Annotated in this window: 17 protein-coding genes and 3 pseudogenes; 5 read left to right on the top strand and 15 right to left on the bottom strand. The window is 32.3% G+C overall.

From position 1 onward, the window contains the following. Positions 1-18 precede the first annotated feature (18 nt). From P5P87_RS01915 to P5P87_RS01870, 9 genes and pseudogenes are all read right to left on the bottom strand, one after another. Positions 19-2243: pseudogene (locus P5P87_RS01915) on the bottom strand (peptidase domain-containing ABC transporter). 2 nt (positions 2244-2245) lie between these two features. Then, on the bottom strand, positions 2246-2482 hold the full coding sequence (locus P5P87_RS01910; protein ID WP_278021359.1) for a hypothetical protein: 237 nt from the start codon (positions 2480-2482) through the stop codon (positions 2246-2248). An 89-nt stretch (positions 2483-2571) separates the two neighbouring features. Further along, positions 2572-3584: pseudogene (locus P5P87_RS25720) on the bottom strand (DUF6734 family protein). A 10-nt stretch (positions 3585-3594) separates the two neighbouring features. Continuing rightward, positions 3595-4929, bottom strand: coding sequence for a DUF6734 family protein (locus tag P5P87_RS01895; protein ID WP_278021356.1), 1335 nt, complete (start codon positions 4927-4929; stop codon positions 3595-3597). 13 nt (positions 4930-4942) lie between these two features. Continuing rightward, positions 4943-6064 carry a thiopeptide-type bacteriocin biosynthesis protein gene (locus P5P87_RS01890; protein WP_278021355.1) on the bottom strand — a complete coding sequence of 374 codons (1122 nt, stop codon included), beginning with the start codon at positions 6062-6064 and terminating at the stop codon, positions 4943-4945. Further along, the gene (locus P5P87_RS01885) at positions 6058-7800 is read right to left on the bottom strand and encodes a lantibiotic dehydratase (RefSeq protein ID WP_278021354.1); all 1743 of its coding nucleotides are present in this window, start codon (positions 7798-7800) and stop codon (positions 6058-6060) included. Before P5P87_RS01885 ends, P5P87_RS01890 begins: the two co-directional genes overlap by 7 nt. Positions 7801-7835: 35 nt before the next feature. Beyond that, positions 7836-8981, bottom strand: a complete 1146-nt coding sequence (locus tag P5P87_RS01880) for a lanthionine synthetase LanC family protein (protein ID WP_278021353.1) — start codon at positions 8979-8981, stop codon at positions 7836-7838. Positions 8982-9053: 72 nt separating this feature from the next. Beyond that, positions 9054-9437 carry a hypothetical protein gene (locus P5P87_RS01875; protein ID WP_278021352.1) on the bottom strand — a complete coding sequence of 128 codons (384 nt, stop codon included), beginning with the start codon at positions 9435-9437 and terminating at the stop codon, positions 9054-9056. A gap of 112 nt (positions 9438-9549) precedes the next feature. Beyond that, on the bottom strand, positions 9550-9717 hold the full coding sequence (locus tag P5P87_RS01870) for a hypothetical protein (protein WP_278021351.1): 168 nt from the start codon (positions 9715-9717) through the stop codon (positions 9550-9552). A gap of 313 nt (positions 9718-10030) precedes the next feature. Here P5P87_RS01870 and P5P87_RS01865 point away from each other — a divergent pair, with 313 nt between their 5' ends. After that, complete coding sequence (locus P5P87_RS01865; RefSeq protein WP_278021350.1) at positions 10031-10360, top strand: helix-turn-helix transcriptional regulator; 330 nt, start codon at positions 10031-10033, stop codon at positions 10358-10360. A 12-nt stretch (positions 10361-10372) separates the two neighbouring features. On the opposite strand, the gene P5P87_RS01860 is transcribed toward P5P87_RS01865, so the two are convergent. Further along, a complete protein-coding gene (locus P5P87_RS01860) occupies positions 10373-12061 on the bottom strand; it encodes a S41 family peptidase (RefSeq protein WP_278021349.1) in 1689 nt (562 codons plus the stop codon). A 633-nt stretch (positions 12062-12694) separates the two neighbouring features. Next, positions 12695-14096, bottom strand: a pseudogene (gene mnmE / locus P5P87_RS01855) (tRNA uridine-5-carboxymethylaminomethyl(34) synthesis GTPase MnmE). Positions 14097-14278: 182 nt separating this feature from the next. On the opposite strand from mnmE, the gene P5P87_RS01850 reads away from it, so the two are divergent. Both P5P87_RS01850 and P5P87_RS01845 read left to right on the top strand, forming a co-directional pair. Next, entirely contained in the window at positions 14279-15112 is an 834-nt protein-coding gene (locus P5P87_RS01850) for a universal stress protein (protein WP_278021348.1), read from the top strand. 62 nt (positions 15113-15174) lie between these two features. After that, entirely contained in the window at positions 15175-16947 is a 1773-nt protein-coding gene (locus P5P87_RS01845) for a MutS-related protein (RefSeq protein ID WP_278021347.1), read from the top strand. Between the two features lie 81 nt (positions 16948-17028). Here the strand turns inward: P5P87_RS01845 and P5P87_RS01840 are convergent, their stop codons facing one another. Both P5P87_RS01840 and P5P87_RS01835 read right to left on the bottom strand, forming a co-directional pair. Further along, positions 17029-17850, bottom strand: a complete 822-nt coding sequence (locus P5P87_RS01840; protein WP_278021346.1) for a cation:proton antiporter domain-containing protein — start codon at positions 17848-17850, stop codon at positions 17029-17031. Continuing rightward, positions 17850-18539: a cation:proton antiporter gene (locus P5P87_RS01835; RefSeq protein ID WP_278021345.1), complete on the bottom strand. Its 690-nt coding sequence runs from the start codon at positions 18537-18539 to the stop codon at positions 17850-17852. The genes P5P87_RS01840 and P5P87_RS01835 overlap by 1 nt, the downstream gene beginning before the upstream one ends. Before the next feature lie 270 nt (positions 18540-18809). Between P5P87_RS01835 and ribB the strand changes: the two genes are divergently transcribed. Further along, a complete protein-coding gene (gene ribB / locus P5P87_RS01830) occupies positions 18810-19472 on the top strand; it encodes a 3,4-dihydroxy-2-butanone-4-phosphate synthase (RefSeq protein WP_278021344.1) in 663 nt (220 codons plus the stop codon). Then, complete coding sequence (locus tag P5P87_RS01825; protein ID WP_278021343.1) at positions 19473-20045, top strand: Crp/Fnr family transcriptional regulator; 573 nt, start codon at positions 19473-19475, stop codon at positions 20043-20045. A gap of 310 nt (positions 20046-20355) precedes the next feature. Here P5P87_RS01825 and P5P87_RS01820 read toward each other — a convergent pair whose 3' ends face one another. Both P5P87_RS01820 and P5P87_RS01815 read right to left on the bottom strand, forming a co-directional pair. Further along, positions 20356-21993 (bottom strand): ribonucleoside-diphosphate reductase subunit alpha, encoded by a 1638-nt coding sequence (locus P5P87_RS01820; RefSeq protein ID WP_422854109.1) that lies wholly within the window; start codon positions 21991-21993, stop codon positions 20356-20358. Positions 21994-22072: 79 nt separating this feature from the next. Then, complete coding sequence (locus P5P87_RS01815) at positions 22073-23047, bottom strand: ribonucleotide-diphosphate reductase subunit beta (RefSeq protein WP_198857324.1); 975 nt, start codon at positions 23045-23047, stop codon at positions 22073-22075. Between the last annotated feature and the right edge of the window lie 323 nt (positions 23048-23370).

Raw genomic sequence — 23370 nt, 5'->3', positions numbered from 1 at the left:
TTATAAATATATTTTTAATCAGGCTCCTAAATTCAATTGGTTTCTAACCAGTTCGTAATATGACCCTTTAAACTTAACAAGTTCTTGATGTGTTCCCACTTCTATGATTTGTCCCTTATCCAATACGACAATTTTATCTGCCTTAATAACGGTACTCAATCTGTGGGCAATAATAACCACCGTTCTGTTTTTAAAAAAGACTCCTAGATTCTCCATTATCTTTCGCTCATTACTAGTATCTAAAGCTGAAGTTGCTTCATCAAAAAATAAGATTTCAGGATTCTTGTAAACTGCCCGCGCAATAAGAAGGCGCTGCTTCTGTCCAGTGCTCATTCCCTGTCCTTCTGCTCCAATCTTAGTGTTATAGCCTAAAGGAAGCCCTGATATGTATCCAGAAATATTTGCCACATCTGCAGCATATTTCAATTTCTCCTTATCAATTATTTCAGATCCTACCGCAATATTGTTTGCAATAGTATCATTAAATATAAACCCTTCCTGCATGACAGTTCCTATTGCATTGCGCCAAGTCTTTTGCGCTATATTTTTCAGATCGACAGTTGCATTATCCTGCTTTTGATCCTTTGCCATAAGAGTTACAGCACCACGTTCCAAATCATAAAATTTCAAAAGCAATTTCATTAGGGTTGTTTTACCACTTCCGCTTGTCCCAACAATAGCTGTCACTTTGTTTGCAGGTATCATTAAATTGAGTCCGCTAAGTACAAAATCGTGCAAACCCGCGTAACGGAAAGACAGATTATTGATTAAAATATCAAACTCACCTGGAAGTTCATGAATCTGATTATCCTCCTGCTGGCATTCATCTTCTTTCTCATGTATCTCAGAAAGGCGGGCCAATGAAATTTTAGCGTCCTGCACTTCCCTAACAAAAGCAATAATCTGAACGACAGGTCCATTTAAACTTCCAACAATACTACTTATAGCCAGCATCATTCCTAAAGTAATCTGCCCGTCAATAACAAATTTAGCAGAAAGAAACACAATTATGATATTCTTAATTTCATTAATAAAATTTGATCCCAAAATCTGAGCCTGCTCCAATGCAAGATTTTTAATTGAGACCTTAAAGAGTCTTGCTTGTATGAATTCCCAACCCCATCTTTTCTTCTTTTCGGCATTATGAAGCTTTATTTCTTGCATGCCGCTTATAAGCTCGATGACCTTGCTTTGTTCTTGGCTCACCTCTGCAAACCTCTTATAATCAAGAACTGCTCTTCGTTTTAAAAACAGGATGATCCATAAAAAATATAAGCCACTTCCTAAAAAGAAAACGCAAAAAATTTCAACATTATAGTAAGCCAGCACACCTCCCATGATTATCATATTTATTGCAGAAAACAAAACAGTAAGCGAAGATGAAGTAAGAAGGCTTTCAATTCTATGATGATCATTTATACGCTGCATGATATCGCCTGTCATCCTCACATCAAAAAAAGATATGGGCAGGTTCATGAGCTTAATGAAAAAGTCTGAGATTAAAGAAATATTAATTCGCGCTGACATATGAAGCATAATCCAGCTTCTTATAAGATCTAAAGCCGTTTTTCCTACAAACAGAAAAAGCTGGGCAAACAGAATAAGATAAACAAAATGAATGTTCTGGTTCTGAATTCCTACATCTACAATGCTTTGGGTCAGAAACGGAAAAAGTAGATCTGCGACAAACTCGTTGCGGCTAAACCTATGGCCAATTGCAATAAAAAATGCCTGTAAGGAATAATGTATTTAAAAAGCGGCGAAAACCCAAATTTACTCTCTTGCGATCCAATATCATCTTTACTGTCCATGAAATTTGGCGTTGGCTCTATTAAAAGACCTATGCCTTCTTCTGTCGACCGCTCTGCATTATTTCCAATCCAAGATTTTAAAAACTGTTCTTCATCATATTCCAATAGGCCAAATCCAGGATCTGAAATATAATACTTCCTTTTTTTTATTTTGTACAAAACGACAAAATGCGACTTGTTCCAATGCAATATGCAGGGAAGCGGAACTTCTTCTAATTTTTCATGACTCAGTTTTGCCCCCAAAGTTCTAAAACCGATTTTCTCCGCAGCATCTCCCAAAAGCAGCAAATTGCTTCCTTCTCTGCTTGTTTCGCTGTAAGTCCTTAAATCTTGAATATGAATAGTTTTACCATAATATCTGGCAATAATCTTTATACAGGTTGCACCACAGTCCTTTGAATCGGCTTGGATATAATTGGGGAATTTTTTCAAAATTAATTGTATATGCTTATTATTTTTAGCTTAATATAATTTTTCAACTTTGCATTTAACACATCTGACAGTTCATTTAAAGATTCTTCATTATGTTCTTCTAGATATTCCTTCATCACATTTAGTAAATCAGAATATAAAATAGGATTTTGAAGTTCGTCGAGTAAAATTTCGTCAAACTCATCCAGCTTATATTTCCTTTCAGCTGAATTAATCTCTTCGATTACCAGATAATCCAATTCGTCTGTTTCTGGCGAAGTATTTCTCTTAAATTCAAAGCCTTTTAATTTTACAATAGAAAAATTTTCCCTTTTTAGAAATAACTCCTCTATTCTTTGATGCAGTCCTGAATTATTAAGATCTCGTTTGAGAAGAAAATTTCCAGAGCTAAATGAATTTTTACGAATCTCGATTTGAAATTCGCATTCAAGTCTTTGAATAAATTCGGGTTTAAATAATCATTTTCAGAACTGCTGCCAGTAAATTCATTAATTACAGCTCCCAAATTTGAATAAGCTTCCGGATAATTCTTCATGAGATAGAGTTCCATAAATTTACATACTGCCGGTTCTTTCTTATAATTTCCAAGTAAATGCAGATACGTTTTATGCGGAACTTCATGAAAATCGGCAAATCCAAAATATTCGTTATCGATTGGAATTTCAGGAAATAAGAAATCAACTTCCTGTTTCTTTGATTGTGCATATTTGCAAAAAAGCAACTGCTCGAAGAAAACATTGTAATGCAAACCATTAATCCGACTCCATGATTTCTTGTTTAGATTGACAAATTCAAAACTTTTGCTACAATAATTTTTAAAAACTCTACATTATTTCCGCCTACAATTCCCATGTTAAAAGAAACATTGGTTTTATCATTATGAAATTCCGCCAGCTCTTTAGGCAAATACTCCAGTTCTGGATAGATATTGCTCCATATGTTTTGATAATAGTAATCTGTAACTTCCATACTCTGAACTACCAAATTCGATTCGTGAAAATGGTTTGTCAAACTTTCCCAAACAAAAACATCTCCGTCAACATGCAGGAAAGGCTCTTCTTGTCGCTGAAAAGTTTTAATTTTTGCAATTGCCCAAAAATCTTTTGGGTAATGGTTTACCTCGTCTAAAACAACATGAACTTTTGTGTATGGTAATTTTAATTTTTCGATTAAAATTTTATAACCAAAAGCATCAGTGTACAACTCTACATTTTTATGGTATTTCACTAATTGATAGCGACTCAAAATCCAGCTCATCCAATTGTATCTATAGGATTCCCAGCCACATGCATTGCTAAAATCGTTTTGATTACCGCTCCAAAAACTCTGAATAATCTTCATGCTTAATTTACTAATTGCAACTATAAATACTTATAATTTTTAAGGTGATATATATTTCTATTTTTCCTTCGATTACTGCTGCAAGTTCTTGTACAGCTTCATGATCTTGCTGATCTTCCAGATAGAGATTCATTTTTTCTATGAGATCAAAATAAGTAATAGGAACACTCAACTCATCGATAAGAATCTCATCTACCTCGTCAATTACATATAACCTAATTTCTGACTTACTTTCATCTATTTCAAAAATTCTGACATCATCTTTCTCTGCAATTTTAAAACCTGGCAAACGCACAATCTTAAAATCTCTTTTTTTATCCAAATACCCTTTATAGAATTCATTTAAACTAACATTGTTGAGGTCTCTTTTTAAGAGGAAATTTAAAACCTTGAAATCGTTGTTATGAAGTTCTAGTTCAAATTCTTCTTCCAACTCTGTTATCATATTTTGATCTAAAGGATATTCTGATTTTAAATGGTCGCCATTTTTTGAATACATTTCAATAAGCGGCGAATAATTTTCAGGGTAAAACTTTTTTACGTACGATTCCATAGCTCTGCATACAGAAGCATTTCTTTTAAAATCACCTAGCAAATGAAGATACGTTTTCTGAAAAGGGACATAATGAAAATCGCCAAATCCTTCGTATAAGTTATCTGCCCAAATTTCAGAAAACAAATATTCTACAGAAATACTATTGTTTTTTGCCATTTTAAAAAATAGAACCTGCTCAAAAAATACATTAAAATTAAAAAGGTTTATTTTGTTCCATATCAGTTTATTTTTTTCAACAAACTCAAAAGCTTTGCTAGCATACTCGGTAAAAAACTCAAGATTTGAGCCTCCAGTGATTCCCATATTGGCACTTAAATTTGCCATATTAATATCAAAATCACTCATTTCGTCTGGCATATGCAGTAAAAATGGTGTAATACTATTCCATGTATCAAAATAGTAGTCTGTTGCAGTTTCAATATTCTGAGCTATTAAAGAGGCCTTTTTAAAATTATTTGGAAATGGTTCCCAAATAAAAACGTCTCCATCAACATGTATAAAAGGCTCCTCCTGCATTGCATATACTTTTATTTTTGCCAGTGCCCATAATTCAGAAGGAAAAATGTCTAATTCATTTAAAACAACATGAACTTTTGTATAAGGCAGTTTAAGCTGATTAATCAGGATTTCATATCCGTAATTATCAGTATACAACTCAACTTTATCATAATATTTAATGAGCTGGTTTACGCTCAATATCCATCCCATCCAATGAAATTCAGAATTGTACCATCCGTACTTTTCATTCATTTTTTTATTTCCGGACCAAAAGCTTTGTATAATTTTCATTTTGAAAACAATATTAGTTTAAGCGGTTTTTAAATTTTAACTGGTTCAGATAATTCTTTGCCAAATAATAGCAACGAAATTCATTAAACCTTTGATTTTCATTAAAATGACGATTCATACTCATATGTATAATCAGCCATGCATACGCATTATTCGGAATTGTGTTCTGTTTTAAATTTTGAGAAAGTCTATTTTTTAATGATTCAATATTAACAAAGCTTTCATATCTGTAGTCTGAAATTTTAAACCTTATTTTGGCATAGTCTTCATTGAAACTTTTTCTTAAGTCGGCATTTAGTTCAAATTCTTTTGAAAATTTCCGAACTGCATTTTCACAAAAATCAATCATTTGATCTTTGCTAAAACCCATTAATTCGAGATAATTGATAATTTTTAATACCGAAACAATATTAGAATCATCTTTACTTAAATCTTGCAGTGTTACATTTTCGATTAAATCTATGGTATCCAAATTAAAAATATATTCAGCACAAGCCATTAGCTCCTCACCTCCATATCGGAATGTTTCTGGCTCATAAGGCAGAAGATGATATTTTTTAATGATATTTTTCTGTTTTAAGCCATCTACAAAACTTAGCACAGCTTTTTTATTATCTATAGAATCTGTTCTAAACCTTAATCTCAACACACGTCCATTAGTATCGTAATGGACAAAAAAGAAATTTGAAAACCTCTTTTGCAAATAAAGCTCACTATAAATGCCCTTTAAAATATCATTATCGGCGAATGAATTGCAATAGACTTCAAAATAGATCCATTCTGATACAATTGGTACTCGAGGAGAACTACAATTTTCAATGACAACCCCACTATTAGAAAATTCATTTGGTTCATAAGAAGTGTTCTTCACGCTTATTATTAATTCATGCGCATAATTGCCAGAATCGTCTTCTACAATAGGATCAAAATGTTCATATATATTCTCAGAGATGTAAAAATAATCCCTAGTTTTCAAACTGTCATAGATTATTCTTAGTTCATTATCTTTTGAAGTGTCAATAATTGAATTTCCTTTTAAATAATAAAAATTAACGGTTTGCGTAAATTGGAATTTTAAAAGCCTTTCAAAAAAATAAGCTTTAAATTCTTCAAAACTATAGTTGCTGTTTACCAATAGCAATTGGGCCGGGATAATAAAATAGCTTCATCTAAATAGATTCTGGGAATATAATCTTTAAAACAAGCATACGTATTAAAATCAAAACTAATGGCATAAATCTCTTGGTTATACAGTTCAAGATCACATAAAAATTTGTATAAATCAGATTCAGATACTTTAGGATTGACCGCTGAAACTTTCTTAGGTATAATTTCCTTCTGATATTCTTTTGATACTAACCGAAATTTATCGCCTTGTAAATGCATATAAATGTCTGAGACGAATACAGGATTTTTACTTGCTGTATTAGAAGTATTTAAAGGAATGCAAAAATCGTACAGCTGTTTTTTGGGAGCAATATTTATGCTTCGAAAGTTTCCGACACAATTAATATCTGCTAAAATTTTATCCTTATGAAATTCTTTTTCAAAATTGGTGATTTGTTGGCAAAGTTCTTTATTAACCTCACTGAATCTCGAAATGATATTCAAAGCAGAGCCACCTGCAAAGGCTTGCATATAGGTGATTTCTTTTCCTGTTTTTTTACATTTTAAAACCTCAACAAGCACGCTAAAGGTAAGAGGCAGACTTTTTCTTTTTTCCGCAATATCATCCGCTATAGGAAGATCCAATACTAATTCTGTTTCGCTAGAAGCGATAACCTTGCAAAAAATATCCTGATGAAGCTTAAGAATATAATCTGAATTATCGTCAAAATAGGTTATGCCTGAATAAGGATTAAATATTGTATTTAAAGGAATAAAACCGTCATTGTAATGTTCTGAAACTTTGGCAATAAATTCGTTTATTTTTCCTGTAACAGGTTTTGTATTAAAATTATAGGTTAGTACAAAATCAATATATTTTTTTACTGATGACTTTATATCTGCATTAAGCTGTCCAGACTGCATTTCAAAAGAATTAATAGAATGTGAAAAGCGTTCGCTTCCGATTTCTCCAAAAAATAAATTTTGCTCATGCAGATATTGATTGTTAAACGATTTAATATCTTCGGCACTGTTTAACTGAAAATTTCCCTTACTTATTAAATCGGATAAATAAGGCATCTGCTTATTTTCTAATTTTTTAGCGTATGGATTAAACATAAAATTTTCAATCAATAATCCAGTATCAATAAGTCGCAATAAGTAGTCTTCTACATCCTCTTTTTCAAATCCCTGTTCCAGCAATGCGTTTATAAGAGAGCTCATATCAGGTTTTGATTTAAACTGTTCAAGAAGCCATTTTAAATCCTCATCATAATCTAGCTCTACAAAATTTATCTCGATTTTGTCGTTGATTTTGGGTTTAGAATTATAAAAACCGATTTTTTCCTCTCCAACAAAATGCATAGAAGGATTTATTGAGTATTGAAATAATGTCCAATTTTCCATAATTTGTTTTTCCTTTTGTAGAGACAAAAACAAATTATCATGTGTTACAGATAGACTAATTTTTTTAGATTTTGACAATTGGGTCGCAGTTCCCCAATTTACAACTCCCACACTGCTAAATAAGCCAAAAGGCGTTGGCTTGAAATGAGCTCTTGTATAATATTTTGCCAGCGAAGTTTCTATTTTCTCCGTTTTCTTCTTTTTTACATCGTGAAATAGACTATTTGAAGAAACTAAAATTGAAAGCTGAAATAAATCGTCTTGTTCAAAAAAACGTATTACATCATTCTTATTCTCAGTATAGGACTGAACAGAAAAATTAACAGCTCTTTTAATAATTGCATCAAAAAAATTCATGTAACTGGTTTATTATAAGATTAAAAAAGTAGTGATTAAAATAGATTTATAAATTCGAGCCATTTGGTATCAATCTTATTTTCTACTGTTAGCAAAGTCATTCCAAGACCTGCAGCACCCTCCAAAAGATTATTTTCTTCATGGTATTCTCCTTTTTCAAATGATAAAAAGGATTTATAATTTAAAGTTTGAGTATTGGCAATATCTAGCCATTTTTCTATCTCCGGAGAAAAATCAATATTGTATTTTTTTGAAGCCAAATAATATTGTAATGCAATCCCGCCAGAACCATGACATATTCCCATATCGTTCACAAGAGATTCTTCTAAAGTCATTTGGCAAGATGCTTTAATCAGCATTTTTGCTTCGTCTATTAAACGATCTTCATTAAAAAAAACACCGCAATTGTAAAGTGCATTTGAGATGCCAAAATCGCCCTGGCACCAAGACAATCTTGAACCTACAATTGTACCCGATTTTATTAGAAGTAAATTGGGATAATATTGTTTCGAGTTTTCATCAAACCTTTTATAAGACTCCAAAAATGCCACTCCTGTTTTTATTACTGATGTAATGTCTGATGTAAGCTCGTCAAAATTTTGATCTAAATGGATCAGAAAATTCAAATAACACGCCACACCATGGGCAATGCCAAAATAAATGCAAAATCTATCATCATTTTCTAATGCCGTTTCAGATACCAGCACTTCTTTAAAATTCTGATTCATTTTATGAATCAAATCTTCTGCAAACTTATTTAACTTAGATATGTTATTTTGGCTTTTATAAGATTTGCACCTTTCAATAAAATACATGGCAACTCCCATAGAACCGTGCAAAAAATCGTAATTATCTGTTTCGCTAAAACTTCTAAGATCTTCTAATAAAATAACATCTATGTCCTCAAAATATTCGCTATCAATTTCAATCGAGCTATTTTTTAAACTTAATAGTAATAGACCAAAACCTGCTAAACCAGAGCATAAAGAAGATAATGTAGGTTCTTTTTCAAGAATATTGTTCACTTTTTCAACAATACTTTCCAACTTTTCCAGATAAACATCTTCCTTATAAACAGCATACATTTTATCATAAAATAGAGCCATTCCTGATAAACCTGTCAACAGTCCAATCTTTTTTTCATTCGCAAATGATTCCCAAATATATTTTTCAATTTTCAATATGGAATCGTTCCTATTAGTAAAATATGTCATATAAAGCCCTACTGCTATTAACAAACCACTGTTGGCTTCTTAATCATTCATTAAACAAACTCCTCGCTGAAATGTACTGCCTTGAGGATATTTTTCATTTTTAAAAAATACAGTCATATAATAACAGTCTCCTTCGGTAGCAAATATGGTATACACTAGTTTGTATCCTAGTGGAACAGGTTCTGTACCATAATTTTTCTTACATACAAGTTCGTACTTGCAATCAGACAACCACTTAACATCCCATACAAGACCTAATTTTCCATCAGTATATGTTTCTTCTATTGAATCTTTTCTAATTATATACTGGTCAGGAAAAGCAGAAGAATAATATTTTCCATTTTTAAATTTTTTACAATCTTTCTCTTGGGAGTAGCCTACAATACTTACCAACAAAATGGCAAAAAGGATAATTTTTTTCATTTATTTGACGATTAATCTGTTGTGGTTAAAAAAAGAGTATTTTCAATATGAAAATACTCTTAGAGCAGATAAATTATAATAAGAACCTATTCAGCTCCTACAATAAATACTTTTAACAGGTTGTAGTATATGTGGTTCTGCAGTTAATTGGCCACGCAGATGTCTGATTGCAGGAGTTTAATCCTGAGTTGTAACATGTTGCGCTTCCACCTGTAATGGTAGCTTTTTCCTTGTCTGACAGTTTAACTACTTTTAAACTTTTTAAACTTAATTTCTTCATTTGTTGATTGTTTGATGTTGAACAATAAATTAAATTAATTCATCTAAATTGTAAAATAACCTATGTTTTAAACCATGTCGACTTCTGGTAAAAAAACTCTGAATTATTTCTTTAGATACGATTCAAAAATAGAAAACATGACAGATAAGTCTTATGCAACTTTTATGCAATTTCATCTATTTATTACAATAAAAAATGCAATAACCTTTATTTTTATCACAAAAAAATATCAAAATCAAAATTTCAATTTTAATTTTTATTGGTATATTCTTATATTTTTTTATTATAATTGCTTCCCAAAAAGAAAGAAAAAATGATTAAAGTTAAATTGCAGGCTAAACGTCTTGAAAAACAACTCTCTCAAGAGGAAATAGCTGATTTACTCTGCATGACGCAATCCACTTACAGCCGCAAAGAAAAAGGCATAACAAAAATCACCATGGGTGAATGGACTAAAATAGCAAAAGTTCTGCAGGTCGAAATGGAAGAAATATATGAGCCTGCTGTTTGTGAAAAAAAATTAGATACAATCTTACAAAACCAGTATAAGCATATTCCTTTCTATCTGCAACAGCAGATTGATTCGCTATTGAAAGAAAATATTGAATTGGAAGAAAAATTGAGAAGTCTTAAAAACCAGTAAAGCTTTACTGGTTTATTTGCCTTTTTCGGCAAACTTCAAAGCCCTCTCCAAAATTTCGTCTTTCCCGCTCTGTATGCCTTTAATGGTTTGTTCTACCTTTATATCGGGAACAATTCCAATACGCTGTGTTTCTTTTTTGTTAGGATAAAATACGCCATAACTACTAAACTGTGTCCTAAATCCTCTTATAATTTCAAATCGGACTACCCCACCGTCTGCTCCTGAAGTCTGGCTACCAATCACGGTAGTGTTTGGAGCCACTTTTAAGCTCATTGCAGTATACTCGCCATGGCTCTGTGTCACTTCGTTAACCAGGACAATAACTTTACCCTTATAATAATTCGGATTAACTTTTCCGCACTTCTCTTCCTCTTTTCGCCAGATGAAATTGCCAGGAGTTTTCAAATCAGCATCTGCGAACTTTACAAATTCTCTAGGTTCGGGATTTAAATATTCAGCAATTAAATAATCTGCGCCTCTGGCATTATTTCTCAAATCAAAAATAATGGCATCTGAGACCATAATTTTATTCATCATTTCAGGCACATCATCTTCTGTAATTTCACCAAGATTAACATAAGAAACCTTGTTATTTAAAAATCTCCACTTTTCTTTAGGTTTAGGAATTGCAATTAAATATGCATATTCATATCTCTTTATATATTTTTGAGAGGATCTTCCCTCTCTAGTATACTTAACTTGAACAGAATCTGAATTACCGTTGAAAATAGCCCAATAAAAATTTCTTAAAACAGAAGCTTTATTAGATCCTTCGACATACTTTGTATTTTCTTTAATTATGGTTTGGATAGATTTCCCTTCAACTTCTGTTATGACGTCACCAATCTTTATATCTGATATTCGTGCAAGAGAATCATTTTTAAGACCCACTACCACAGCTTTACTGTCAATAATTTTAAAATCAGCAGGTACAAATTTCTCTCCAAATTTATCATACATTTTACTTGTGCCAAGTGAAGAATGAGAATCATTCAGTTTAACTGACAATTCTCGCATTGCCAAATGAAAATCAAGCTCTGTTTTCGGATCTGAAAACTTTGGCATCATTTCCGTAAGCACCAAATTCCAATCCTGATCTGTCTGATATTTATATGGAAAAAAATATTCAACGTAATTCCAATATCTAAAAAATGCTAGAAGACGCATATTTTTATCTGTCCAATCAAATTTTGAGTATTTCACTTCATTAATAAATTGCAACGGGACAGCATTAGGATCCTTTTTCTGAAATGTCACATAATAGTTTTCGCCTTGGAATTTATATTTTTGAACAAACTTCAACATCTGAGAAAGTTCTTTTGTAAATATAGTTCTATCATCAAACCACGAAAAATCTATATTTTTATCAAAATAGACATTATCAATATCAGTTTTAATGTTTTCATACTTTTTAACTTCTCCAAGAGACATGATCCAGTCTGAGATGGCATTTGAAAATTGCTGTACAGTCTGCGTATTTTCAGTTTGTCTTAAAATTTTAAAAAGTTGCTCATCCCAATTCTGGCTTCCATCGGCAACCTTAGGATGATAATATTTCAAAAATCCCCAAACTTTAGCCGTTGCCGCCAGTTTTTCTATTTCCGTCAAGTTCTTTTCTAAAAAAGCGCGATGAGATATGTTTTTATGGGAATAGGCCATTGTTCCAATAAACATCAAAATAAAAAGTATATATTTTTTCATTTTTTGATTTTAAATTTTTTGACAAATCTAGAAGAAAGACCACACTGAAAAAACAACTCCATTTACAGCCTTTCCAAATCCTGCTACACTTTACAATCATTATCAAAAATAATCAGAACAAGCGATACATATTATGCAATTATTATGCAATTGCACTCTGTTTTTTTTTCATTTACCAGTTTATGCTTCTAAAATTTAGCAAATTATATATCCAGATTCGTTAAATCACCAGAATACAAAACATTTGTAATTCCTACTGCTGCATTTTAGCGAGCAGTACTTGGTTTTCGTGGTTTTTGCCGTAAATTCCTGATTGCAGAATTGGCAGATTCTTGTAATTCGCATGTTTGAACTCATAATTTTTTAATTTTTTTAGTTATGTGCCCTACATTGTCCATTAAATCCTCTCCTGATGTGTCATTTTGTGCCATAAGGTGCCAAAATGTGCCAAAATCTGACCATACCGTTAAATTTTTCTTGTGCCTCGGAACCCGAGGTACAAATGAGGTACAAATTTTAACAAAACAACACCTAAATATTCCAAAAAATAATTGAATAAAAAAATAGCCAAAATGTTAATTACCAACATTTTAGCTATTTTGTTTGTTTTTATCTTGTGTTTCTTTGCGCCCTCTATTTGCCGATGCAGAAATTAGCAAAGATATTCCCCAATAATTCGTCGTTAGAAACCTGACCTGTAATAAGTCCAAATTGATATAAAGCTTCGCGAATATCAAGCGCCATAAGGTCGCTTGAAAGACCTGATTCTAAACCAAATTTTACTTTCTGAATTTCGTCTAACGCTTTTAATAACGAATCATAATGTCTCGTGTTGGTAACAATCGTTTCATTGTTACGCAATGCGCCAGTATTTACAAAAGATAATAATTCATTTTTTAAATCCTCTACTCCTATTTTTTCTTTTGCAGAAATTAATAGCAATTTTGCATTTAAATTTTCTAACTGATTAGTAATATTAGCTACTTCATCAGCAGATAAAATATCTTTTTTATTAACCACAATAATTAGCGGTTTTAGCGGATATTTATTCTTAATCTGTTCAATTTCATTTACAAATTCAGAACTTGATGTTTGAAACTTTAATCCATCAAACAAATAAATTACAACCTGAGCTTGTTCTATTTTTTCGAAAGTTTTCTTGATTCCGATACTTTCTACAACATCTTTAGTATCACGAATTCCTGCAGTATCAATAAATCTAAATCCGATGCCACCAATTACCAATTCGTCTTCAATGGTATCACGAGTTGTTCCGGCAATGTCAGAAACAATGGCACGCTCTTCGTTTAATAAAGCATTTAACAAAGTTGATTTTCCAACGTTTGGTTCACCTACAATCGCAACTGGAATTCCATTTTTAATTACATTTCCAACAGCAAACGAATCAATTAAACGTTTTAAAACAAATTCAATTCTATTTAATAATTCATGAAATTGTGTTCGGTCTGCAAATTCTACATCTTCTTCTGCAAAATCCAATTCCAATTCAATTAAAGAAGCAAAATTTAAAAGTTCTTCTCTTAGTTTCGCAATTTCATTACTGAATCCGCCACGCATTTGCTTGCATGGCAATTTGGTGAGAAGCTTCGTTGTCTGACGAAATCAAATCTGCAACGGCTTCTGCCTGCGATAAATCCAGTTTTCCATTTAAGAAAGCCCTCAATGTAAATTCACCAGCATCGGCCATTCTGCATCCATTTCGAAGCAATAACTGAATAATCTCTTGCTGAATATACGTTGATCCGTGACAAGAAATTTCAATCGTATCTTCTCCCGTATAAGAATTCGGACCTTTAAATACCGAAACCAAAACTTCGTCTAATGTTTTGCTTCCATCTACAATATGCCCTAAGTGAAGCGTATGTGTTTTCTGTTTCGTTAAATCTTTGTTTTTAATAGATTTAAACACCGAATTGCCAATTGTGATGGCCTCGGCTCCAGAAATACGAATTATGGCAATGGCTCCAGCTCCCGAAGGCGTAGCCAAAGCAACTATAGAATCTTGATTTATCATGCTTGCAAAGGTATAAAAAAACGCTCAAATTCTTTTCTGCGTTAATGCAACTCCATTCAAACAAGAAATCTTCAAATTAATTGAGATTAATAAAATATTAATTGTTAAAATACTGATAAATATCAGGTTGTTTTCTTTGCAGAATGAGTAAATTTGAGAGACAAACCTTAATCTTAAGTACTATGAAAAAGATATTATTTCCAACCGATTTCTCTGATCTTGCTACCAATGCATTTGTCCATGCTTTAGAATTTGCTAAAGTGGTAAACGCCGAATTAATCTTACTTCATACATTCGAGATTCCCGTTTACGACAGCCAATTCTTTCCAGAGAATTACGCTTCTATATACAGTTCAATCGAATTGGCAAAATTTGAAATGTTTAAAGACGAAATTCCAAAACTGCGTCAAATTGCAGCCGAACGTAAATTAGAAGATATTGTAATCAAACACCGTTTAATGGATGGTGATCTTATCTACAATTTAAAAAACGCTGTAGAAGAAGATCAAGTCGATTTTGTGATTATGGGAACCAACAGTGCTTCTGACTGGACTAAATTCTTTACAGGTTCTAATACCGAATCTGTCATTTCTGGAGTTGAAGTTCCTGTTCTGTGTATTCCTATCGATGCAAAATACAGAAAAGTAAAAACTATTGGCTTTACGACACGCTACCGTGAAAAAGATAAAAAAGAACTGAAAAAAATTCTGAAAATTGCTAAAAAAACCGGTGCTAAAGTAAAAAGTTTATACGTTAAAACTTCTAATTCTGATGTTTCAGAAGAAGTTCGAAAAGAATGGGAAAAAGAATTCTCTGAAGAAAATGTGGAGTTTCTAGTTTTGCCAAGTGACGATGTAAAAGAAACTATTCTTGATTTTATACTTTACAAAGACATTGATATTTTGACCACAATAACACATAAACGTTCTTTCTTTGAAAGTCTTTTTGATTCTAGTTTTTCAAAAAAAATAGCCAAAGAAGTTACCATTCCGATTTTGGTTATGCATGAAGATTAAATAACAATAGTGATGATTTTGTGACTTAAAAGCTATATTTGTATTTCAACCAAAATAATAGAATGAAAGCATATCCAGACAACGTTACAAAATACTCAGAACTCTATAATAAAACCAACAAAAAATACAACAGCATAAGTCTTTTGAGACTATTAAGTATTTTCCTTTTCTTGTTTTTTATGTTTTATTACATCAAAACAGATCAAATACTTTATGTCATTCTAGCTGTTCTATCTTTTGCTGGTTTTATTTTTTTTCTGAGAATACATTCGAGAGTGTCATTTCAAAGATTGCTTGCAGAAACACTTTTAAAAATTAATCAGAATGAAATTGCCTTTCTGAGAAGAGAAAAAACGCCTTTTGAAAATGGAGCTGAATTTATCGATTTCCATCATCCGTATGCTTACGATTTGGATATTTTTGGAGATCATTCTTTATTTCAAAATCTAAATAGAACAGCATCTTTTATCGGAAAAAAAACACTCGCAGAATTATTGCTTCACACTCTTCCTGAGGCTGAAATTTTAGAAAATCAGGAAGCTATAAATGAATTAAAAAACAAAATTGATTGGAGGCAAGAATTTCAGGCTTTAGCAATCATAAGTCAAGATTCTAAACAATCTTACGAAGCAATAAAACATTGGACTTCTTTTACAAATAACTCCTTACCTAAAGTTTTAGTTGCATTATCATTTATTCTTCCAGTAACGTTTTTTGGATTTCTGGCAGCGTATTTTATTACATCAAAAACTATTATACTTTCTTATTTAACGTATGTTTTTATTGCCAATTTAATTGTTTTAGGAAGAGCTGTAAAGAGAATTCAATCGGAAATAGCAAAAGCTGATAATGTCGCTAACATCATAAAGCAATACAGTTTATTGATTGAAAAAATTGAACGTGAATCTTTCCAATCTAAGAAACTAATTCGATTACAAGAACAGCTTAACTTTAAGAATGCCAAAGCAAGTCAGCATTTAAAACAGCTTTCTGAGTTATTTTCAAGAATGGATACGATAAATAACTTTGTAACAGCCACTTTATTCAACGGAACATTCTTATTTAATCTGCATGTTTTAAAGGCACTTTTAAAATGGAAAGAAGATTATGCTTCAGAAATGAATCATTGGGTTTCTATTATTGGCGAAATTGAAGCGTTAAATAGTCTAGCTAATCTAGCTTACAACAATGAAGATTTCGTTTTTCCCGAAATCAATTCTGATTATAAAATCGAGTTCAAAAATCTAAGTCATCCGTTATTGAACCCCGCAACAAGAGTTGGAAATGACACACAATTTCACCCACAATCTTTTGTGATTTTGACTGGATCTAATATGTCTGGTAAAAGTACCTTTTTAAGAAGTTTAGGAATCAATATGGTACTTAGCGGAATTGGTTCAGTTATTTGTGCATCAGAAGCTAAAGTACATCCACTTCCAGTATTAGTTTCAATGCGATTATCAGATTCTTTATCTGATTCTGAGTCTTACTTTTTTGCTGAAATTAAACGTTTAAAACAGATCATGGATGAACTTGAAAATCAACCTGCTTTTGTTTTATTAGATGAGATTTTAAGAGGTACAAACTCTGATGATAAAAGAAACGGAACAATTGAAGTGGTGAAGAAAATCATTTCTAAAAAAGCTATTGGCGCCATCGCAACACACGACATTGAAGTATGCCTAACAACAAACGAATTTCCTGATATTTTAACCAATCAATGTTTCGAAGTTGAGATCCAAAACAACGATTTACATTTTGATTACAAACTCCGAAACGGAATCTGCAAAAATAAAAGCGCAACATTCTTAATGCAGAAAATGGGGGTTATTTAATGGTGAATTGTAAATGGTGAATTATTAATTATTTTCTGTATGCAAAGAAGACATTCACAATTCACCATTTACAATTAACAATTAATTTTCCTCGTACATTTCCATCCATAAACGGGTTTCTTCCAGATCTAGTTCTTTTTCGATTTTGCGGAAGATTTCTTCGTTTACAGAGCCAAATTTATGCATTGATTCTAATTTTCCTCTTTCTACATTTAGCAAATCAATTTGAATTTTAGTGAAATCATTAAAAATTTCACCTCCAAGAAGTTTTCCATTTCCAAAGAAATTTGCAGGAAGTTCAGTCTTTTGCAGACGATTAAATTTTACTTCGTATTTACTTTTAATATTGTGAAGCAATTCGTCATTCAATAGTGAGAAATTGTCTTCTATATGAGCAATAGTTTCTGAAACAATTACATTTCTAATATTATATTCTTCTGCAAGTATCGAATAACGTTCAATTTTCAGCTTCTTAATCAACCACGGAAGCGTAAGACCTTGTATAACCAAAGTTGAAAGTATTACACAGAAAACTAAGTATATAATTAAATTTCGAAGCGGAAATTCTTCTGTTTTATTCAACATTAACGGAAGTGCCAAAGCCGCAGCCATAGAAACCACACCACGCATTCCTGACCATCCAAAAATGATCATGTTTCGATAATCAAATTGTTCTTTTTCTCGAATCTTTTTACTAATTATTCTTGGTAGAATTGTAGCAGGAATAACCCACAAAAAACGAACTAGAATCACCACGATACTTATAACTGCTCCCCAGATAAATAATGAATTTCCAGAGTAATTGCTAATTCCAGCAATAATTTGTCTTAACTGAAGTCCGATTAAAATAAAAATCAAACCGTTCAGAATATTATTAAGCACATCCCAAATGGTATTGGTCATTATTCGACTTTCATGCGAAAAAATCGTACCTGATCTTGTCGCCAAAAAAGTCCTGTTGTTACCACAGCCAAAACTCCCGATCCTTCAAAATGCTCGGCAAGAAGATAGGAAGCAAATGGTGTCAATAATGTAAGCGTTACTTCGATAATATCGTCGCAAACAAATCTTTTATGGATATAATACATGATAAAGCCAACAGCCAAACCAATTCCTATGCCCAAAGCTGACATTAAGACGAAATTTAATCCGGCTTGCCACAAAACAAAATTTCCCGCTGTAATTGCCGTAAGCGCATATTTGTATGCAACAAGACCACTAGCATCATTTACTAAACTTTCTCCTTCTAGAATAGCAATCAATCTAGGATTAAGACCTAACCCTTTTGTAATCGCTGTTGCCGAAACTGCATCGGGAGGCGAAACAATTGCACCAAGTAAAAAAGCTAACGGCCAAGACATATCATCTATAAGCCAATGTGCAAAAACAGCAACTAATCCTGTTGTAAAGAAAACCAAACCGACAGTCGCAAAAGTTATTGGACGTATAGATTGCTTAAAGTCTGACCAGCTAGTATGCCACGCCGCATGATACAAAAGCGGTGGTAAAAATATAATAAATACAATTTCAGGACTTAAAGCAATCACAGGAAGTCCAGGAACAATACTAATAACAACGCCACATAAAACCAAAACAATCGGAATGGGAAAGTTATATCTTTTGCTAACAAGACTAAGAAAAGCAACGCCGAAAAGCGAGCATTATAATAACGGTGATATTCTCCATTTAAGATGGTATTTATTAAACTTTCGATTATGGAATCTGGGTACTAAATTAAGATTTTATGACAACTTAATTAGATTAACATTAAAAAAATAGAATGTCGATTTATTGACTTATATCAAACTTTTTAGTTTCAAACAATTTTAGATTTGTCTCTTATTATTTCTAAAAAAACTTTTATGATAAGTACAGAATTAAGTCCGTTAACCCAATTTGGAATTTCGAGTAAAGAACGTGTTGAAAATGCCTTGGAGCAACTTAAAAGCGGAAAAGGTGTTTTGGTAACCGATGATGAAAATCGAGAAAATGAAGGCGATCTTATATTTTCTGCACATCATATGAGTGCTCAAGATATGGCTTTAATGATTCGTGAATGCAGCGGAATTGTTTGTCTTTGCTTGACTAACAATAAAGCAGACGAATTGGAACTTCCTTACATGGTAAAAGAAAACACAAGCAGTTTTCAAACTCCATTTACCATTACGATTGAAGCTAAAAATGGAGTAACAACAGGAGTTTCTGCAAAAGACAGAATTACAACTATAAAGACTGCAATTGCAATGAATGCGAAGCCAGAAGACTTAGCGAAACCTGGGCATGTTTTTCCGCTTAGAGCGAATGAAAATGGTGTTTTAGGACGAAATGGTCATACAGAAGGAAGCGTAGATTTAATGAAATTGGCTGGCTTACAACCCGAAGCCGTTCTTTGCGAATTGATGAACGAAGACGGAAGCATGGCTAAACTAAACAAAATTGTTAGCTTTGCACAAGAACACGATTTGGTGGTTTTATCTATTGAAGATATTATTTATTACCGCAAATTTGTGAGAGATTATAATTAAATGATATACGAACAACTTGGTAATTCCATTCGAAAAAGCATTAACGTTTCTGATGAAGATTTAGAAACCATTCTTTCCTATTTTAAATTTATCAAAAAAGGGAAAAATGAAATTTTGCTAGCTCAGGGACAAATAAGTCAAGAAACATTTTTTGTTGCAAAAGGCTGTTTGAGAATCTTTTTTATTAATGAAGAAGGAAAAGATGCTACGAGATATATTGCTTTCGAAAATCAATTTGCAACAGCTTTAGTTAGTTTTATTACCAAAATGCCAGCGTTAGAAAATATTCAGGTTGTTGAGAAATCCGAATTGCTAAGCATCTCACACGAAGATTTTAATCATTTAATGAAAATTATTCCTCAATGGCGTGAGTTCTACAGCAATTATTTAGAAAAAGCTTATGTGAATAATGCCAATCGGTTAATGTCTTTTACCACAATGGATGCTTTGGAGAGATATAATCAACTTTTGAAGATAAATCCTGCGATTGTGAAAAGATTGCCCAATAAAATTGTGGCTTCTTATATTAATATTTCTCAGGAAACTTTGAGTAGGTTGAAGTCTAAGGTTTAGAGCTATTTTTTTTGCCACTAAGACGCTAAGACTCTAAGTTTTTTTTCACATGAATTGCCTCCAGCTTTAGCTGGAGGTAAAAAGGAAAGGAAGAAGGCTTTAGCCAAACTTTGAATTTGGCTAAAGCCTTTTACAATATAAAACAAAAACCTCCAGCTAAAGCTGGAGGCAATTCATATCTGTCTTAATTAGCTTAAATCTTTTAAAATCTGCGTGAAACCCTTTGCGTTTCTTACGAGTAAATCTTAACAAATCTTAGCTGTAAAAATTCACAAAAAAAGCCGAATCTAAAGATTCGGCTTTATAATTTTTATGATTCACAGTTGCTGCAAGAAACAAGACTTGTTACTAGTTCTTTAGAAACACTTTGGCTTCTTTGGTAGTATAAACTTTTTACCCCTTGTTGCCAAGCTTCAATCATCAAACGGTTTACATCTTTGATTGCCAATTCTGCTGGGATATTAAGATTTAAACTTTGTCCTTGATCAACAAATTTCTGACGAATTCCTGCTTGTTGTACAATTTCTAATTGGCTGATTTCTTTAAACGTCTTGAAAACGTCTTTTTCCTGCTGAGTCAATTGTTCCATGTGCTGAACACTTCCTCCATTTAGCATAATTCCTCTCCAAACCTCTTCATTATCCAAACCTTTTTCTTCAAGCAGTTTTTTAAGGTATTTATTTTTACGCATAAAATTACCTTTGCTTAATCCAGCTTTGTAATAATTACTGCTAAAAGGCTCAATTCCTGGCGAAGTTTGTCCTAAAATTGCAGAAGAAGATGTTGTTGGAGCAATTGCCATTGTTGTAGTATTGCGTCTTCCGTAACCTTTTAACAGTTCTGGTTCTCCGTAAATTCTAGCCAACTCTTGACTTGCTTTATCAGCTTTGTCACTAATATGTTTGAAAATCTCTGTTGTTTTCATTTTAGCTTCCATTCCTTCAAACGGAATCATATTTTTCTGTAAATAAGAATGCCATCCTAAAACACCTAAACCAAGTGCACGGTGTCTTTTAGCAAATTTATTTGCCGCAGAAAGATAATAGTTTCCTTCTGTTTTTTCAATAAATTCTTGTAAAACAGCATCTAAGAAAAAGATCGCTAATTTTACTGCTTCAGTATCTTTCCATTCTTCATATAATTCTAAGTTCATAGAAGATAAACAGCAGATAAATGATTCGTCATGCGTAGACGGAAGCATAATCTCGCCGCATAAATTACTAGCGTTGATTCTTAGATTCTGATCTTTATAAACTTGCGGTTTATTTTTATTTACGTTGTCGCTAAAGAAAATATAAGGCAATCCTTTTTGCTGACGGCTTTCTAATACTTTTGCCCAAACTTGTCTTTTTTCAGCATCTCCATCAATCATTTCTTGCATCCAGTAATCTGGCACACAGATTCCGGTAAACAAGTTCTGAATTGGGTTTCCAATACTTTTAATTTTCAAGAACTCTTCAATATCTGGATGATCTACATCTAAATAAGCGGCAAAAGCACCACGACGAACTCCTCCTTGAGAAATGGTATCCATAGCCGTGTCAAAAAGCTTCATAAAACTCACTGCTCCACTACTCTTTCCGTTATCAGTTACTGCACTTCCGCGTTCGCGTAATTCACCAAAATAACCAGAAGTTCCACCTCCAATTTTGGTTTGCATAATTACTTCTCCAAGTTTATGTGTAATTCCCTCAATTTTATCTGGAACGTGCACATTAAAACAAGAAATTGGCAATCCTCTTTCTGTTCCCATATTTGCCCAAACTGGCGAACTGATACTCATCCAACCTCTTTCGATCATTTCCATGAAAGACTCTTTCAATTCTGGTTTGTAAAGCCTTTTTGTCGCAGCCGTACAAATTCTATCAATTGCTCCTTCTACAGTTTCTCCTTTTAAAAGATAACCGCGGTTTAAAATCTGTTCACTTTCAGAATTTTTCCACCACATTTTGCTGTCGTTTTGTGGTTCAAAATTATTATTTGCTGGGTTTGTGTCTATCGTATTCATAATGTATTATGGGCTTGTATTAGAAAAGATCGTTTGCTGTGATACTCTTATCGTGTTTTGTATATTCTACTGGACGTTTCGCAAAGAAATCATCTAAACTATTTGCAAAAACTTCTTCTTCAAACCAAGTCATTTTTGAATACTCTTCGGGAGAAACATTAAAAATCGTTTCGATATTGATTTGTTTTAAACTTTCATCAATTCTAAATTTCATGAAGTTTACCAAGTCTTCTTTGTTTATCGTTTCAATCGCTCCATTTTCAAAAATCCAATCTAAAATATCGGCTTCCACAGTGATTGATTCTCTAACAGTTTCTCTAATTAATTCGAGAGTTTCTGCGTCGAAATATTCTGGAAACTCTTCACGGATTTTATTAATAATATAAATTCCGCCATTAGCATGAATCTGCTCATCGATTGAAGTCCAAGCAATGATATTACTCACATTTTTCATATATCCTTTGAATCTTGTGAATGACAATAAAATAGCAAACTGGCTGAAAAGAGAAACGTTTTCAATTAAAATACTAAACAAAATCAAGGAAACCATGTACTTTCTGTTATCCTGAGATTTTGTGTCTTTTAATACATTCGAAAGATAATCTACACGTCTGCGAATTACAGGAACATCCAATAATCTTTCAAATTCATCATTATATCCTAAAACTTCCAACAAACGAGAATACGCTTCAGAATGTCTAAATTCACATTCCGCAAAAGTAGTTCCCAATCCGTTGAATTCTGGTTTTGGAAAATGCTCATATATATTGCCCCAAAAACTTTTTACAGCTACCTCAATCTGCGCAATTGCCAATAAACTATTTTTAATAGCTGTTTTTTCTGCCAAATCCAAATGCGCATGAAAATCTTGCGTATCGGCAGTAAAATCTACTTCAGTGTGTACCCAATAAGCTTTATTAATAGCTTCGGTAAATTGCAGAACCTCAGGATATTCAAAAGGTTTATAATTGATTCTTTTATCAAAAATTGACATATATATATAGAGTTTTAAGTGACTATTTGAAATAGAAATCCGAGCGCTTATTTTGGGGAGGTATTAGCGTGATTTCTATAATTACAAATTTAACCCACAGTTATTCTATTGTCCAATTTTTGATGTTAAAAATCTGCCCAATTATCAACAGTTTTGAAACTTCAAAAAATCACGATTTTGCAAATTTTATCAACATGAAAATAATACGCTGTAATTTACAATGAGCTAGCAGTTTCCCTAAAAATAATACTAAGTTATCAACATGAAAAAAAGTACTTTCTGAGGTCAAAACGAAAACAGTTATCAACATTCGTTTTGATGAA

The organism is Flavobacterium ginsengisoli (assembly GCF_029625315.1).
Classification (GTDB): domain Bacteria; phylum Bacteroidota; class Bacteroidia; order Flavobacteriales; family Flavobacteriaceae; genus Flavobacterium; species Flavobacterium ginsengisoli.
This window is presented reverse-complemented; position numbering and strand designations above follow the sequence as displayed.

Excerpts from the sequence above, each read along its gene's own strand:
- P5P87_RS01895 (WP_278021356.1), bottom strand. The coding sequence starts at position 4,929 with ATGAAAATTATACAAAGCTTTTGGTCCGGAAATAAAAAAATGAATGAA.
- P5P87_RS01885 (WP_278021354.1), bottom strand. The coding sequence starts at position 7,800 with ATGAATTTTTTTGATGCAATTATTAAAAGAGCTGTTAATTTTTCTGTT.
- P5P87_RS01875 (WP_278021352.1), bottom strand. The coding sequence starts at position 9,437 with ATGAAAAAAATTATCCTTTTTGCCATTTTGTTGGTAAGTATTGTAGGC.
- P5P87_RS01870 (WP_278021351.1), bottom strand. The coding sequence starts at position 9,717 with ATGAAGAAATTAAGTTTAAAAAGTTTAAAAGTAGTTAAACTGTCAGAC.
- P5P87_RS01865 (WP_278021350.1), top strand. The coding sequence starts at position 10,031 with ATGATTAAAGTTAAATTGCAGGCTAAACGTCTTGAAAAACAACTCTCT.
- P5P87_RS01860 (WP_278021349.1), bottom strand. The coding sequence starts at position 12,061 with ATGAAAAAATATATACTTTTTATTTTGATGTTTATTGGAACAATGGCC.
- P5P87_RS01850 (WP_278021348.1), top strand. The coding sequence starts at position 14,279 with ATGAAAAAGATATTATTTCCAACCGATTTCTCTGATCTTGCTACCAAT.
- P5P87_RS01845 (WP_278021347.1), top strand. The coding sequence starts at position 15,175 with ATGAAAGCATATCCAGACAACGTTACAAAATACTCAGAACTCTATAAT.
- P5P87_RS01840 (WP_278021346.1), bottom strand. The coding sequence starts at position 17,850 with ATGACCAATACCATTTGGGATGTGCTTAATAATATTCTGAACGGTTTG.
- ribB (WP_278021344.1), top strand. The coding sequence starts at position 18,810 with ATGATAAGTACAGAATTAAGTCCGTTAACCCAATTTGGAATTTCGAGT.
- P5P87_RS01825 (WP_278021343.1), top strand. The coding sequence starts at position 19,473 with ATGATATACGAACAACTTGGTAATTCCATTCGAAAAAGCATTAACGTT.
- P5P87_RS01820 (WP_422854109.1), bottom strand. The coding sequence starts at position 21,993 with ATGTGGTGGAAAAATTCTGAAAGTGAACAGATTTTAAACCGCGGTTAT.
- P5P87_RS01815 (WP_198857324.1), bottom strand. The coding sequence starts at position 23,047 with ATGTCAATTTTTGATAAAAGAATCAATTATAAACCTTTTGAATATCCT.